At 70.0% G+C, this 14,714-nt stretch carries 17 protein-coding genes and 1 pseudogene; 11 read left to right on the plus strand and 7 right to left on the minus strand.

What is annotated here, in order from left to right; all coding sequences use genetic code 11:
* Positions 1-303: 303 nt before the first annotated feature.
* The 3 genes and pseudogenes from KIK09_RS53185 to KIK09_RS53195 form a co-directional block, all read right to left on the minus strand.
* Positions 304-438: pseudogene (locus KIK09_RS53185) on the minus strand (ATP-binding cassette domain-containing protein); the annotation flags it as partial.
* Positions 439-510: 72 nt separating this feature from the next.
* Positions 511-1,170 carry a response regulator gene (locus tag KIK09_RS53190; RefSeq protein ID WP_214327265.1) on the minus strand — a complete coding sequence of 220 codons (660 nt, stop codon included), beginning with the start codon at positions 1,168-1,170 and terminating at the stop codon, positions 511-513.
* On the minus strand, positions 1,167-2,291 hold the full coding sequence (locus KIK09_RS53195; protein WP_214327266.1) for a sensor histidine kinase: 1,125 nt from the start codon (positions 2,289-2,291) through the stop codon (positions 1,167-1,169). Before KIK09_RS53195 ends, KIK09_RS53190 begins: the two co-directional genes overlap by 4 nt.
* Before the next feature lie 110 nt (positions 2,292-2,401).
* Between KIK09_RS53195 and KIK09_RS53200 the strand changes: the two genes are divergently transcribed.
* The 10 genes from KIK09_RS53200 to KIK09_RS53245 all read left to right on the plus strand — a co-directional run bounded on the left by KIK09_RS53200 (position 2,402) and on the right by KIK09_RS53245 (position 10,542).
* A complete protein-coding gene (locus tag KIK09_RS53200) occupies positions 2,402-3,565 on the plus strand; it encodes an acetoin utilization protein AcuC (RefSeq protein WP_214327267.1) in 1,164 nt (387 codons plus the stop codon).
* Between the two features lie 13 nt (positions 3,566-3,578).
* Positions 3,579-4,361: a phosphatase gene (locus tag KIK09_RS53205; protein ID WP_308164836.1), complete on the plus strand. Its 783-nt coding sequence runs from the start codon at positions 3,579-3,581 to the stop codon at positions 4,359-4,361.
* A gap of 312 nt (positions 4,362-4,673) precedes the next feature.
* The gene (locus KIK09_RS53210) at positions 4,674-4,877 is read left to right on the plus strand and encodes a helix-turn-helix domain-containing protein (RefSeq protein WP_026214222.1); all 204 of its coding nucleotides are present in this window, start codon (positions 4,674-4,676) and stop codon (positions 4,875-4,877) included.
* A gap of 152 nt (positions 4,878-5,029) precedes the next feature.
* Entirely contained in the window at positions 5,030-5,128 is a 99-nt protein-coding gene (locus tag KIK09_RS53215; protein ID WP_018654693.1) for a 30S ribosomal protein bS22, read from the plus strand.
* Positions 5,129-5,151: 23 nt separating this feature from the next.
* Positions 5,152-6,147 (plus strand): NAD-dependent epimerase/dehydratase family protein, encoded by a 996-nt coding sequence (locus KIK09_RS53220; protein WP_214327269.1) that lies wholly within the window; start codon positions 5,152-5,154, stop codon positions 6,145-6,147.
* Complete coding sequence (locus KIK09_RS53225; protein WP_214327270.1) at positions 6,144-7,046, plus strand: lysophospholipid acyltransferase family protein; 903 nt, start codon at positions 6,144-6,146, stop codon at positions 7,044-7,046. Before KIK09_RS53220 ends, KIK09_RS53225 begins: the two co-directional genes overlap by 4 nt.
* A 61-nt stretch (positions 7,047-7,107) precedes the next feature.
* On the plus strand, positions 7,108-7,902 hold the full coding sequence (locus tag KIK09_RS53230; protein WP_214327271.1) for an SDR family NAD(P)-dependent oxidoreductase: 795 nt from the start codon (positions 7,108-7,110) through the stop codon (positions 7,900-7,902).
* Positions 7,903-7,961: 59 nt separating this feature from the next.
* A complete protein-coding gene (locus tag KIK09_RS53235) occupies positions 7,962-8,543 on the plus strand; it encodes an RNA polymerase sigma factor (protein WP_214327272.1) in 582 nt (193 codons plus the stop codon).
* 2 nt (positions 8,544-8,545) lie between these two features.
* Positions 8,546-9,529, plus strand: coding sequence for an LCP family protein (locus KIK09_RS53240; RefSeq protein ID WP_214327273.1), 984 nt, complete (start codon positions 8,546-8,548; stop codon positions 9,527-9,529).
* Between the two features lie 32 nt (positions 9,530-9,561).
* Positions 9,562-10,542 (plus strand): alpha/beta fold hydrolase, encoded by a 981-nt coding sequence (locus KIK09_RS53245; RefSeq protein ID WP_214327274.1) that lies wholly within the window; start codon positions 9,562-9,564, stop codon positions 10,540-10,542.
* A 137-nt stretch (positions 10,543-10,679) separates the two neighbouring features.
* Here the strand turns inward: KIK09_RS53245 and KIK09_RS53250 are convergent, their stop codons facing one another.
* From KIK09_RS53250 to KIK09_RS53260, 3 genes are all read right to left on the minus strand, one after another.
* Positions 10,680-11,552 (minus strand): HAD family hydrolase, encoded by an 873-nt coding sequence (locus KIK09_RS53250; RefSeq protein ID WP_214327275.1) that lies wholly within the window; start codon positions 11,550-11,552, stop codon positions 10,680-10,682.
* Positions 11,553-11,566: 14 nt separating this feature from the next.
* Entirely contained in the window at positions 11,567-12,193 is a 627-nt protein-coding gene (locus KIK09_RS53255) for a DUF5667 domain-containing protein (RefSeq protein ID WP_214327276.1), read from the minus strand.
* A 71-nt stretch (positions 12,194-12,264) separates the two neighbouring features.
* The gene (locus tag KIK09_RS53260) at positions 12,265-12,903 is read right to left on the minus strand and encodes a sigma-70 family RNA polymerase sigma factor (protein WP_214327277.1); all 639 of its coding nucleotides are present in this window, start codon (positions 12,901-12,903) and stop codon (positions 12,265-12,267) included.
* A gap of 178 nt (positions 12,904-13,081) precedes the next feature.
* Between KIK09_RS53260 and KIK09_RS53265 the strand changes: the two genes are divergently transcribed.
* Entirely contained in the window at positions 13,082-14,470 is a 1,389-nt protein-coding gene (locus KIK09_RS53265) for a putative quinol monooxygenase (RefSeq protein WP_214327278.1), read from the plus strand.
* On the opposite strand, the gene KIK09_RS53270 is transcribed toward KIK09_RS53265, so the two are convergent.
* The gene (locus tag KIK09_RS53270; RefSeq protein ID WP_214327279.1) at positions 14,467-14,703 is read right to left on the minus strand and encodes a glutaredoxin family protein; all 237 of its coding nucleotides are present in this window, start codon (positions 14,701-14,703) and stop codon (positions 14,467-14,469) included. The genes KIK09_RS53265 and KIK09_RS53270 overlap by 4 nt on opposite strands.
* Positions 14,704-14,714 lie beyond the last annotated feature (11 nt).

A 14,714-nucleotide genomic window follows, 5' to 3' on the forward strand; every position in this document is an offset into this window, starting at 1 on the left:
CGTGCATATTGGGGAGAACTGCATGCACGAGAAGAGGGGGAACCGTTGTCGATTCGTTTCGGAGCCAATCTGCGGGGACCCCTACCAAGATCACAAAACGGGGGCGCGCAGGGGCAACACCGTGGGCAGGAGGCAAGCCCCTGCCATTGGCTGGCCAGCGTAATGCCCCCGTTTCGTGATCTTGGCCCCACAGATCAGCGCCACCGCAACGACTCGTCAACGGCCCCTACGTCCGCACGTGGTACGGCTGCCGCTCGTGATCACCCGGCCTGTACTATGATGCTCACAATTGCGTCACAACCCCGTTGTGGGCTTGCCGGCCCCGTTCGGCCCGAGGAACCCCGTCACCTGGCCGGGCCGGACGTCGAAGGAGAGATCGGAGACGGCGGTCGTCTTGCCGTAGGTTTTCGTCAGGTTGCTTGCCCGAATCGGGATCATGCCTCAAGCGTCGCGGCGCTCCAGCCGGTTTTCGTCCTGCCCGAGAACCGTTTCCCGGCTGGGAGCCTGGTCCTACTCGCCCGGCGAGATCAGACCTGCCTCGTACGCCACGATGACGGCCTGCGCCCGATCCCTGACCTCGATCTTGGAGAACAGGCTGGTCACGTGGTTCTTGACGGTGGAGGGCGAGACGTCGAGCTCGGCGGCGATCTCCGCGTTGGACCTGCCGCGCCCGATCAGCACGAGGATCTCCCGCTCCCGGTCGGTCAGCCCGGCCGGCTCAGGCGGCACCCGCTCCGAGCGCGGCCTGGCGGCCCGCACGAACGTGCCGATCAGCCGGGTCAGCAGCCGCGGCGCCACCGCCGACTCGCCGCGGTGCACCACGCGCACGCCCTCGACCAGCTCCTCGGGCGAGACGTCCTTGGGCAGGAACCCGTCGGCGCCCGCGCGCAGCGCCGCCACCACGTTCTCGTCCAGGTCGAACGTGCTCAGCGCGAGCACCCGCACACCCTCGAGCTCGCCGGTGATCAACTCGGTGGCCTCGACCCCGCCCATGCCGGGCATGTGCAGGTCCATCAGCACCACGTCCGGCCTGAGCCGCCTGCTCAACTGGACCGCCTCCGCGCCGTCGGCGGCCTCGCCCACGACGGTCAGATCGGGCTGAGCGTTCAGCATCAGTCTGAAGCCGGTGCGCACCAGCGCGTGATCGTCGACCAGGAGCACTGTGATCATGGTTTCTCCAGCGGGATGCGGGCGTACACACGGAAGCCGCCCTCGGGGCGCGGGCCGGTCTCGAGCTGACCGCCGCTGAGCGCCACCCGTTCGGCCATCCCGCCCAGCCCGAAGCCCGGCGTGCCTGCCGGGCCCGCGACGCCGTCGTCCAGCACCAGGACGTCCACGGCGCCCGGCTCGTAGGCCAGGCAGACCGTGGCACGCGCCCCCCTGGCGTGCTTGCGCGTGTTGGTGAGCGCCTCCTGCACGATCCGGTAGACGGCGTGGTCGACGGCGGCGGGCAGCGCCACGGCCTGCCCGGTCACGGTCAGGCTGGCCGGCAGGCCCGCGGTCCTGGCCTCCTCGATGAGCGTGGGGAGCCGGGCGGCGCCCACCCCGGTGGAGGCGTCAGCGCCGCCTCCGTCGTCGGCCCTGAGTACGTCGAGCAGCTGACGCATCTCGGCCAGCGCCTGGCGGGTGGTCTGCTCGGCGCTGGACAGCGCCTCGCGCGCGTCGCGCTGGTCCTGCGGCAGCGTCGCCCTGGCCCCGCCGACCAGTGCGTTGACGACGCTGAGGTGGTGCGCCACGACGTCGTGCAGCTCGCGGGCGATCCGCCGCCGCTCCGCGCGTACGGCGTCGTCGGCCATCTCGCGCTGCCTGCGCTCCTTGAGCTCGTGCCGCACCCGGATGAGTTGCCCCCAGCCCACCATGATCAGCGGGGCGATCACCCCGCTGATCCAGGAGCCGGGGCGGGGCATGGCGACCTGGTAGGCCACGCCGAAGACCACGGCGCCCGCGGCCGCGGCGATCGCGGTGGTGCGGCCCGAGGTGTAGCGGCCGACGCTGTAGTAGGCGATCGCCTCGGGGATGCTTTCGGTGTTCCCGATGCCCGCCACCAGGCCGATCACGTCCAGCACGGTCACGGCGCCGGCCGCCAGGAGTGGCCGGCCGCGCCGTACGAGCAGGGGGAGCGTCGTGATCAGGAACTGCGCGGCCGAGGGCAGGACCGGGCTCGGATTGACGAGCGTGACGACCACGACAGTGCCCGAGATGCCCGCGAGCACGACGACCAGCGTGGTGTCGAACACCCGCGGACGTTGGAAGAATCGCCATGCGGCCTGGAACGGACGCACGAAGCGCATGATCCGACTCTATGCGGAAATTCGCCGGAGTTAACTGGGCGGACCGTCTGGACCCCGGCCGTTGACGCTGCGGTAACGTCGGCGCAAGGGCGAGGGAACAGGGAGCACGTATGAGTCAGACGGCACGGGTCATCTGGGACGACGCTCTCATCACCTACGACTTCGGCCACGGCCATCCGCTCGCGCCCGTCCGTGTCGAGCTGACCATGGCGCTGGCCCGCGAGCTCGGCGTGCTCGAGAAGGTGGAGGTCGCGGGCTGCGTGCCGGCCACCGACGACGAGCTGGCCCTGGTGCACAAGCGCGACTACATCGAGGCCGTCAAGCGGGTGTCCGCCAACGGCGTGCCCGACCTGTCGATCGGCCTGGGCACGCCCGACAACCCCGCCTTCGCCGGCGTCCACGAGGCCTCCGCGCTCATCACCGGCGCCTCGCTCGCCGCCGCCCGCGCGGTCTTCGACGGTACGGCCGAGCACGCCGTGAACGTGGCCGGCGGCCTGCACCACGCGATGGCCAACCTGGCCAGCGGATTCTGCGTCTACAACGACCCGGCGGTGGCCATCGCCTGGCTGCTCGCCCAGGGCGTGGACAAGATCGCCTACGTGGACGTGGACGTGCACCACGGCGACGGCGTGCAGGCGCTGTTCTACGACGACCCGAGGGTGCTGACGATCAGCCTGCACGAGGGGCCGCGCACGCTGTTCCCCGGCACCGGCTTCCCCGAGGAGACCGGCGCCGACGGCAGCGCGGTCAACGTGGCGCTGCCCGCCGGCTGCGGCGACTCGGGCTGGCTGCGGGCCTTCGACGCGGTGGTGCCGCCGCTGCTGCGCGAGTTCCGCCCCGACATCCTGGTGACGCAGCACGGCTGCGACAGCCACGCGCTCGACCCGCTGGCCCACCTCATGCTCAGCCTCGACGGTCAGCGCACCGCCTACGAGGCGCTGCACCGCCTGGCGCACGAGACCGCGGGCGGGCGCTGGCTGGCCACCGGCGGTGGCGGCTACGAGCTGGTCCAGGTGGTGCCCAGGGCGTGGACGCACCTGATCGCCGAGCTGTCGGGCCACCCCGTGGATCCGGCCACGCCGACGCCGGAGGCCTGGCGCCAGTTCGCCAGAGACAGGACGGGCGAGGCGCCACCGCTGACGATGACGGACGGCCGAAATCCGGAATTCCGCGACCTATCCGGTGGTTATGACCCAGCGGACCCCATCGACCGTGCGGTCATGGCGACCCGGAACGCGGTGTTCCCCCTGCACGGCCTCGACCCCATGCCCTAGCGAGGAAATACCTGTGCTGAGCCGCGACGAACTCCGCGAGCACCTGATCAGAACCCGGATCGCCGGCGATGTCGCGACCTCGCGCGAGAACAACCTCGACCACTACAGCTCCCTGGCCAACCGCGACCCCTACTACATGCTGGGGCTGACGCTGTCGCAGCCCTGGTCCTTCCGCGACATCCTGGCGCTCATGGCCAAGTCCTGCGGCGTCGTGGCCGACCCCGGGCATCGCTGGGGCCAGGACACCATCGACCCCGAGCGGACCATCGACGCGCTCGACGCCATGGCCGACCGCATCGCGGCGGTCCTGTCCCAGGACAGCCCGAGCATCCTGTTCGCCACGGGTCACCCGACCGGGCTGCTGGCCATGCATCTGCCGCTGGCCGCGTTCGCGGCCGAGCGCGGGGCGAGGCTGCTGACGCCGGGGGAGGGCTGGACGTACTCCGGGTCCGGGTTCGGACGGGCCAGGAAGATCCGCTACCTGGGCGAGGTGGCGATGCTGGACGACAAGGGCGGCTTCGTGCACACCCACGACTCCACGCCGATGGAGCGCATGCTGACCGAGCTGGGGCCGGACCTGCCCGACCTGGTCGTGGCCGACCACGGGTGGGCCGGGGCCGCGGGCGAGGCGGGGGTGCCCACCGTGGCCTTCGCCGACTGCAACGATCCCGCCCTCTTCCTGGGCGAAGCCGAGGGCAAGATCGACGTCGTCGTCCCGCTCGATGACAATGTGCTACCACGCTATTACGCTCCGCTGACCGAGAGGCTCGTCACACGAGTCTCACGGGGCCTTTGAGTCGAATTCGGTCCTCCCGATACCGTCTTTTCGCGCCTGCATTCCAAGAGGCTCGCAGTCCCTTTGCCAACTTTTGATGCGGGTCGGGCGACTCTTATGTGTACGAAGTTGGACAGTTCCAACCTGATGGCGAGGGGCACGTCCCGGCTGCTGGCCAGCATCTTTGCTGGTTCCGCTGACAGGTGGCTCCGATAACTGGGAAAATAGGGGGTTTGCGCACTCGGAGTCCCGACTTACGCTGACGGCAGTACACGTGCGTGAGCAATGGCACCAGTGGGGATAACCCGGAAACACGTGCGGAAGAGGCGTCCGATGGGTGCAGGCGAAAGACCTCTCAGCGAGGTGAAGTTCCTGACAGTGGCTGAAGTGGCCACGGTCATGCGGGTGTCCAAGATGACGGTGTACCGACTCGTGCACTCGGGCGAGCTGCCGGCCATCCGTGTAGGACGGTCGTTCAGGGTCCCGGAGCAGGCGGTACACGACTATCTGCGGGAGGCCTACATCGAGGCAGGTTGAAGCAGGAGTAGCGGCGTGCCGGCCACGCCGTGAATACGGTCGCGGGAGGGGCCTGGTCGCCATCGTGCGACCGGGCCTTGACCCTCCGGTAGTCTGTGAGCCGGTGTGCGCTCGCACGCCGTCTCGACTTGCTACAAATACCTGGGGGTCCCGTGGGCTCTGTGATCAAGAAGCGCCGTAAGCGGATGGCCAAGAAGAAGCACCGCAAGCTGCTGAAGAAGACGCGTATCCAGCGGCGTAACAAGAAGTAAGCAGAAGCAGCTGTGAGGCGCTGATGACCCGTACCGTGCTCGTCACCGGGGTCTCGCGCCACATCGGCGCCCGGGTTGCGAGCGTTCTCGCGGCGGACCCGGGCATCGGCCGCGTCATCGGAGTGGACACCGTGCCGCCCCCCTCGCTGACCCGAGACGGCGGCGTCACACTCGGTCGCACGGAGTTCGTCCGGGTCGACCTGCGCAGTCCCGACATCGCACAGGTGATCGCGGCGGCCGACATCGACACCGTTGTGCACATGAGTCTGGTGAGCGCGCCCTCGCGTAACGCGGGGCGTTCTTACATGAAAGAGCACAACGTCATCGGCACCATGCAGCTGCTCGGCGCCTGCCAGCGGTCGGCGACCGTACGGCGCGTGGTGGTGCGTTCCACCACCGCGGTCTACGGCTCGTCTCCCACGGATCCAGCGGTGTTCACCGAGGACCTCGAGGCCCACGAAGGCCCGAGCCACGGTTACGCCAAGGACGCCGTCGAGGTCGAGGGCTACGTGCGCGGTTTCTCGCGCCGCCGCCCCGACGTCACCGTCACGCTGCTGCGCTTCGCCAACTTCATGGGGCCCGGCGTCGACTCGCCGCTCACCCGCTACTTCTCCCAGCCGCTGCTGCCGACCGTGTTCGGCTTCGACCCCCGGCTGCAGTTCGTCCACGAGGACGACGCGGTCGAGGTGCTCAGAAGGGTGGCGCTGGAAGACCACCCCGGCACGTACAACGTGGCCGGGGCAGGCGTGTTGCTGCTGTCGCAGTGCGCGCGCCGGGCGGGGCGGCTGTCGCTGCCGCTGCCCTCGCCGGCCTTCGGGCTGCTCGGCGGGGCGGCGCGGCGGATCGGGCTGGTCGACTTCTCACCCGAACAGCTGCGGCTGATGAGCTTCGGGCGGGTCGTCGACACCGGGCGGCTGGAGGCCGAGCTGGGCTGGAGGCCCAAGTTCACCACCGAGGCCGCCTACCACGACTTCCTCGACTCGCGCGGGCTGCACGCGCTGGGAGGTGACCGGCGATGAGCGCTCCCAAGGAGGAGCGAGAGGCAGAGGTGATCCCGATCGCCTCGGCGCCCTCGTTCGAGGAGCCGGACTCGCTGGCCGCCGCGCTGGCGTTCGTGCGCAGGCGGATCGCGGGCGAGTACGAGGTCGACGAGTTCGGCTACGACCCCGAGCTCACCGACAAGGTGATGCTCGAGCTGATCAGGCCGCTCTACCGCCACTGGTTCAGGGTCGAGACCGTCGAGCTGAAGAACGTGCCCGACGAGGGTGGCGCGCTGGTGGTGGCCAACCACTCGGGCACGCTTCCCGTCGACGCGCTGATGATGCAGGTGGCGTTGCACGACGAGGCGGGCAGGGCGCTGCGGCTGCTCGGCGCCGACCTGGTCTACCAGCTGCCGGTGCTCGGCCACCTGTCACGCAAGACCGGGCACACGCTGGCCTGCAGGGAGGACGCCGACCGGCTGCTGCGCAAGGGTGAGCTGGTCGGGGTGTTCCCCGAGGGGTTCAAGGGCGTGGGCAAGCCGTTCTCCGAGCGGTACCGGCTGCAGCGCTTCGGCCGGGGCGGCTTCGTGGCCTCGGCCATCCGTGCCGGGGTGCCGATCGTGCCGGTGGCGATCGTGGGCGCCGAGGAGGTCTATCCCAAGATCGGCGACCTGAAGTCGCTCGCGCGGCTGTTCGGCCTGCCGTACCTGCCGATCACCCCGCTCTTCCCGCTGCTCGGGCCGCTGGGGCTGGTCCCGCTGCCGTCGAAGTGGATGATCGAGTTCGGCGAGCCGATCAGGACCGACGAGTACGAGCCGTCGGCCGCCGACGATCCGATGCTCGTCTTCAACCTCACCGACCACGTGCGCGAGGTCATCCAGCAGATGCTCAACGAGCTGCGGCTGCGCCGCGGCCACGCCTTCCCGCCGTTCTTCTGAGAAAGCCGCAACCGGCCGGATTCCACCGGTGTTCTCGGGAACACCAAACGGAAGGAATCTCATGGACCTGCAGCTTTCTGGCCGGATTGCCATCGTGACCGGCGCCTCCAAGGGCATCGGATTGGCCGTCACGCGGACACTGGTGGAGGAAGGCGCCCACGTGGTGGCCGCCTCGCGGACCCGCACCCCCGACCTGCCGGAAAAGGCGGTGCACGTCCCCGTCGACCTCATGGACCCCGAGGCGCCCGCCCAGGTGGTGGCACGGGCCGTCGCCGAGTTCGGCGGGCTGGACATCCTGGTCAACAACGCCGGCGGGCCGCCGCCCGGCATCACGATGCCCCGGGTGGGCTTCGCGGCGCTGGACGACGCGGACTGGCAGGCGATGTTCGAGTTCAACCTGTTCTCCGCGGTGCGGGCGATCCGCGCGGCGGTGCCCGCCATGCTGGCGCGCGGCGGCGGGTCGATCGTGAACATCTCCTCCGGCTCGGCCAGGCAGCCCTCGCCGATGAACGTGGACTACGGCGCCGCCAAGTCGGCCATGAACCACGTGAGCAAGGCCGTGGCCGAGGAGTACGGCCCGCAGGGCATCAGGGTGAACACGATCTCCCCCGGACCGGTGCTGACCGCCTGGTGGACCGAGGACGGCGGCGCCGCCGACGTGATCGCCGGGATGATGGGCGCCGACCGTGACACCGTCATCAAGCAGGCGGCCCCCGAGATGATGCGCCTGGCCACGGGCAGGCTGGTGGACCCGCAGGAGATCGCCGACGCGGTGGCGCTGCTGGTCTCGCCGCGCTCCGGCAGCACGACCGGCGCCGACTTCGCGATCGACGGCGGGTTCCTGAAGGAGCTGTGAACCCAGGCGGCGGGTTGTGGCGAGACATCCGTGATTGATTCCCCACAAGAAGGGCGGAGATGATCGCGCAACCCGCCACCAGGGCCGCTGACGCGGATCTCGTCAGCGCGTCCTGGACCGAACCCGAGGCGTTCGCGGAGCTGTTCGACCGCTACGCCGGCATGCTCTACCGCTACGTCTCCAAACGACTCGGCCCCGAGCCGGCCGATGACCTGGTCGGGGAGACCTTCCTGGTCGCCTTCGCGCGCAGGAGGAGCTACGACGTGGCCTACCTGGATGCCAGGCCGTGGCTGTTCGGCATCCTCACCAAGCTCATCTCCCGCCACCACCGCACGGAATCGGCCCGGTACCGGGCCATGCTGCGCGCGCCCGTGGACGGCACGGTCGACTCGCCGGCCGACCGCGTCGCCGCGGGCGTCAGCGCCGAGGCCGCACGGCCCGAGCTGGCGGCCGCGCTGGCCGGTCTCCCGGCGAAGGACCGGGACGTGCTGCTGCTCATCGCCTGGGGCGACCTGACCTACGAGGAGGTCGCCCAGGCGCTGGGCATCCCGATCGGCACCGTGCGCTCCCGCCTCAACAGGGGCAGGCGGAAGGTCAGGGCCGCGCTGGGCGAGACGAACCCGCTGCAGGGAGAGGAGTGACGATGGACGACATGAAGCTGCTGCGCGACTTCGGCAGCACGCTCGAGCACCAGCCCCCCGCCACGCTGGCCCGCCAGCGCAACCGCCTGCTGAGCGCGCCGGCCCGCCGCCGCAGGCTGAGCTGGCTGACGATGGCCCTGGTGGCCGCCATGACCGCCGCCGCGATCGCCGTCCCGGCCACCCTGATCAGCCTCAGCGGCAACAAGAGCACCGCCGTCGGCGCCCAGCCGTCCGCGGACGTCTCGGGCGCGATGAACGTGCTGCTCATCGGCTCCGACACGCGCGATGGCCCCAACGGCGCGTACGGCAGGCCCAACGGGCGCCGCGCCGACACCATGATGATCGTTCACATCCCGGCCAACCGCGGCAAGGCGACCGTGGTCGACCTCCCGCGCGACTCGATGGTCCAGATCCCCGCGTGCCGATCCACCCCGGCGCGGATGGACATGCTCAACTCGGCCTACGGGACCGGCGGGACCTCCTGCCTGGTCAAGACGGTCGAGCATCTCACGGGACTGCGCATGGACCACTACGTGGAGCTGGACTTCACCGGGTTCAAGCACATGGTGGACGCGATCGGCGGCGTCGAGGTCACCCTCCCGCAGCCGGTGAACGACCGGCAGGCCAAGCTCAACCTCCCCGCGGGAAAGAGCGTCCTCAACGGTGAGCAGGCGCTGGGCTACGTCCGGCTGCGTCGCTACGGCGACGGATCGGACATCCAGCGGATCAAGCGGCAACAGGTGTTCATGAAGGCGATGCTGGACAAGGTCCGCGCCGACCCCACCAAGCTCCGCCCGTTGCTCGCCGAGGTCCGCAAGGCGGTCAAGACCGACCTCGACCTGGAGACCATGTACCGGCTGGCCACGCAGTTGCAGGGCACCAAGGTCACCTTCGCGGTCGTTCCGTGGGTGCCCGCGCCGCAGGACCAGAACAGAATCGTCTGGAAGCAGCCGGAGGCCCAGCGGCTCTTCGACCAGCTGAAATAGTCTTATTAGACAGAAAGTCCTATAGTCGCCCCATGGGCTTCAGTCGTGCGGCGCTGGGCGCCGGTCTGCTGGTCGGGGCGGCTATCGGGATCGCCAGGCGTCGCCGGCGACCGTACGAGCCGCTCGGCGGCCACCAGGGCAGGGCGCTCACCGTGGAGACGGACGACGGCGTACGGCTGGCGGTGGACGTCGAGGAGCCGCCGGATCCCGCCTACGCGGTGGTGTTCGCCCACGGCTGGGTGCTCAACCGGCATTCCTGGCACTACCAGCGGGAGGCCCTATCCGGCCAGGCCATCCTGGTCGCCTACGACCAGCGCGGGCACGGCGCCTCCGGCACCGGCCCCGGCGCGGGCCACACCATCGAGCGTCTCGGCGCAGACCTGCGTGCCGTCATCGAGGCCGCGGTCCCGCCGGGGCTGCCGATCGTGCTGGTCGGCCACTCCATGGGCGGGATGACGATCATGGGGCTGGCCGCGGGCCATCCCGAGCTGTTCGGCGACCGGATCAAGGCCGTGGCGCTGGTCAGCACCTCGGCGGGGCGCTTGGGCGAGGGCGGCGCGCTGCCCGGTCCCGTGCGGCGGATGACCCCGCTGGTGCTGGACCGGATGCGGGCCAGGGCGAGGCTCATCGACGGGCGCCCCGCGCTCAAGGAGCGCGCCAACCTCCCGGTGACCCGCTACGTCGCCTTCGGCCCGAAAGCCCGCCGCGACCACGTGCGGTTCGTCAACAAGATGATCTCGGACACGCCGACCGAGGTCATGGTGGGGTTCTTCCACGGCATGATGGCCCACGACAAGCTGGCGGCGCTGACGGCGCTCGGCCGGGTGCGGACCCTGGTCATGGTCGGCACCCACGACCGGCTGACCACGCCCGTGCACGCGCGCAGGATCGCCGAGGCCGTGCCCGGCGCGCGCCTGGTGGTCGTCCCCGGCGTCGGCCACATGCTGGCCATGGAACGCCCCGAGACGGTCAACAGGGAGCTCGCGGCGCTCATCGCCCACGCCATGACCTGACCCGCCGCGCCGTACAGCCAGCGGGCCGTACAGCCAGCGGGCCGTACGGCGAGCGCGGCCGTACGGCGAGCGCGGCCGTACGGCGAGCACGGTCGTACGGCGAGCGCGGCCGTACGGCGAGCGTCGCGAGCCGGTGGCTAGTCCACGGCGCGGTAGTGCTTGCGCAGGGCGATGCCCGCCGCGATGCCGCCCGCGACCGCGCCGACCCCTGCCGCGATGGGCAGCGCCGCCAGGGTCGCCTTGCGGCCGGTGCGGAAGTCCTTGATCGGCCAGCCGTGCTTCTTGGCGTGCTCGCGCAGCTCGGCGTCGGGGTTGACGGCCACCGCGTGCCCCACCAACGAGAGCATCGGCAGGTCGTTGGCCGAGTCGCTGTAGGCGCTGCACCTGGTCAGGTCGAGCCCCTCGCGCCTGGCCAGCGCCCGCACGGCCTCCGCCTTGGCAGGGCCGTGCAGCAGGTCGCCGACCAGCCGCCCGGTGTAGACGCCGTCACGCGACTCCGCGACCGTGCCGAGCGCTCCCGTCAGGCCGAGCCGCTGGGCGATGACCCTGGCCAGCTCCACCGGTGTGGCAGTGACGAGCCAGACCCGCTGCCCGGCGTCCAGGTGGCGCTGGGCGAGCGCCCTGGTGCCCGCCCAGATGCGGTCGGCCATGACCTCGTCGTAGATCTCCTCGCCGAGCCTGACCACGTCGTCGACCTTCGCGCCCGCCACGAACGCCAGCGCGGTCTCGCGGGCGACCTTGATGTGCTCGGGGTTCTCGTTGCCGCGCAGGCGGAACACCGCCTGGCCGATGGCGAACTTGAACAGGTCGGAGGTGGTGAACATGCCGCGCGTGGCCAGCCCGCGGGCGAAGTGGTAGATGGAGGCGCCGCGCATCATCGTGTTGTCCACGTCGAAGAACGCAGCGGCCTGGGTGTCGGGCTCGATGGGAACCATCTCGAGCGCGGCCGCCGCCGCGGCCTCGCCGGCAACCTCCGGCTCAGCCTCGTGCCGTCGTCGAAGTAGCCGCATGGGCCACAGCTTACCTAGCCCGGAGGGACGAGCCCTTGAATGTAGGTGAGGTATCCCGTCGCCTGGTCCTGCTGTGAAGGATTCAGCTGCTCCAGCATGGGCTCGACCATGTCCTTCTGGTCCTGGGCGAACTGGTTGATCTTGGGGGAGCGCGGCTCGGCCCGCTCCAGCATGCGGATCCCCGAGCGGGTGGAGTCCTCCATGTCCTTCAGCGTCTTGGTGACCAGCGGGCCGTCGCTGGAGGAGCCGAGCAGCTGGGCCACCTCGGCCGCCCTGGTCTTGGCCGAGTCCAGCTCGCGCTCGGCCCGCTCCACGTCGTCGGTGCTGAGCCGCACCAGGGTGCTCTCCGCGGCCCGCTTGAGCGGGTACAGGGTGTCGCCGGGGACCGCGTGGTAGGTGGCGAACGCCGAGACCATCATCCCGGCCGCCAGGCCCAGCGTGGCCAGCTGGGAGAACCACGAGATGCGCGGGGTGGGGCGGCGGTGGGAGCGGGGGGCATGCCGTACGGGCTCCTGGCCCGCGAGCAGCTCGCCGCGCAGGCGGTCGCGGAAGGCCGTGGAAGGACCGCCGCCGAGCGGAAACTCGCGCAGCTCCGTGAGGTGATGGAGTACGCGCTGGCGGGATCTGCGCGCCCTACTCATGCCTGCTCCTCGAAACCCCCGACAGATGATGCTGCCGTGACACCTGCCTAACGACGAGCCGCAGGTGGAGGTTACGCAAGGTCGTGTTTGAGCGCTCTGGCCAGCGCCTTGATCGCGCGGAACTGCAGCGCTTTGATCGCTCCACTCTTCTTCCCCATGATCAACGCGGTCTCGGCCAGTGACAAACCGTGCAGGAAGCGCAGCACCACGCACTCCTGCTGCTCCGGGTTGAGCTCTCGTACGGCACGCAGCACGCGGTCGTTGATGATGGCGGTGACCACGGCGTTCTCCGGGATGTGCGGCCCGTCGAGCGGGACGTCGATCACCTCGCCGGTGGGGATCTCCAGACGGTAGCGGCCCGACTTGAAGTGGTCGGTGACCAGATTTCTGGCGATGGTCACGAGCCAGGCGCCGAAATCACGTCCTTGCCAAGTGAAGTCCGAAATTCGGCGAAGAGCGCGCAGGAACGTCTCGCTGGTCAGATCCTCGGCAAGTGGATGGGAGCCGACACGGAAGTAGATGTAGCGATAGACAAGATCCAGATATCGGTCATAGAGCGTGCCAAAGGCATCCGTGTCGCCGGCTTTCGCACGTAACACCAGCGTACGGAGTTCGTCGGGGATCTCTTCGCGCACGGCAAGCTCGCTCGTCCGGGCGGGGCCAGCGACCGCTGGTGCAAGCAGCCCGGCGAACGGCCACGAGTCAGGCATCCGGTATCCCTGGGGGTAAGGGGTGCGGCGTGCTCGAACACTCTAGAAATCAACCGGAAATTCCACAATCCGCTTCCTGTTGGCGGGACTAGCCGTAACCGGCGGATACCGTGTGGACCGACCCGTTCCCTCTTCGGCTACCGGCTGGGAGGCATCGTCCGGCAGCATTGGAGTCACCATGGAGATCCTTGTTGCTGTCATCGCGTTCGCAGGCGCGATTCTCGCCGCGATCGCCGCCGGTGTCCTGGTCCGCCGACTGCGCGACGAGCCGGAGGGCTGGCTGATCGCGTGGAGCGCCGCCACGGCCGCCCTGTGCCTGTCGCTGGGCGCGATCGCCATCGGTTACCTCATGGGGTTCGGGCCCGCCACGTTCAAGGTCTTCCAGGTCGCCGGGTCTCTGCTCGCGCCGCTGTGGCTGGGCGTCGGGCTGATCCAGCTGCTGGCGGACAAGGCGCCGCCGAAGTTCCTGGCCTGGCTGTTCGGCCTGGCGGTCACGGTCGTGAGCGGCGTGATCATGGTGGTCGACCCGCTCATCAAGAGCGACGGCTGGGGCAAGGCGCTGCCCTCGGCGAGCGTCTACTGGGGGATCATCCCCAAGAACCTGCTGGTCGGCGTGCACGTCATCGCGGTCCTGATCATGCTGACCGCCGTCGTGATCGCCGCCGTCAGATGGCGCGGCGGCGACGAGCTCGACACCGACAACCTGCACGCCACGCTGGTCATCGCGCCGTCAGGGATCGCGCTGGTGGGTGCCATGCGCTTCGCGGTGCCGGGGATCTTCACCACCGCCCTGCTCGTGGTGGCCGCGGCGGCCGTCTGGTACGCCGTGCTGCGCCCGCTGGCGCCGTACGAGGACGACGAGGAGGACGACATCGAGCCCCAGCACGCCCCCACGGGCCGCCGCGCCAGGCAGGAGCCCGTCGCGGCCGCGCACCACGAGATGGCCCCGCCGCCGGTAGCCCCGCCGCCGATGGAGCCGCGCCGGTCGCCTAGCCCCGGCCTGGGCGACCTGGTGGCCGAGTACCGGGCGGGCGACCAGGGCGTCGACTACGCCGCGCGGATGGCCCCGCCCGCTCCGGAGACGGGTTATGTCATGAACGGCAGGCACAGCTCCGGCCCGCAGGACTTCCCCCCGGCCCCCGCCACGGGCGCGTTCTATCCGGGGGCGGAGGTGTTCACCCCGGCCCAGCAGCAGCCACAACCGCAGCCACAGCCGCAGCCGGGTTCGAGCCGTCCCTCACCCAGCATCTTCGGCCTGCTCACCGTCTTCACCCTGATCGACGGCTCGGGCGAGGCCTTCGACCGCCTGGCGGACCAGACCGTGGAGGCGGTCAGGCGCGGCGAGCCCGACACGCTCATCTACGCCTGCCACGCGGTCAAGTCGGCCCCGCTGCAGCGCATCGTCTACGAGCTCTACCGCGACGAGGTGGCCTTCCACGACCACCAGCGCCAGCCGCACGTCGAGCGCTTCGTCAACGAGCGCCAGGCCATGGTGCTCGCCACCAACATCATCGAGCTGAACGTGAACGCGGCCAAGGTCGTGCCGCTGCCGACCGCGATGTTCTAGGACGAGAGCGCGGCGCGCAGCCGGTCCTCCGAGACCCGCCAGAAGTCGTGCTGTACCCCGTCGACGAGTGTGACCGGAATCATCTCCCCGTATTTCTCCAGCAGCTCGGGTGACGTGTCGATGTCGATCTCCTCCCACGGCACGCCGAGCTCGCCCGCCACCCTGGCGATGACCTCGCGCGCGTCGTCGCACAGATGGCAGCCGGGCCTCCCCAGCAAGGTGATGCGATGCATACCACCCACGC

The sequence above is a fragment of the Nonomuraea sediminis genome (assembly GCF_018531495.1).
Lineage (GTDB): Bacteria > Actinomycetota > Actinomycetes > Streptosporangiales > Streptosporangiaceae > Nonomuraea > Nonomuraea sediminis.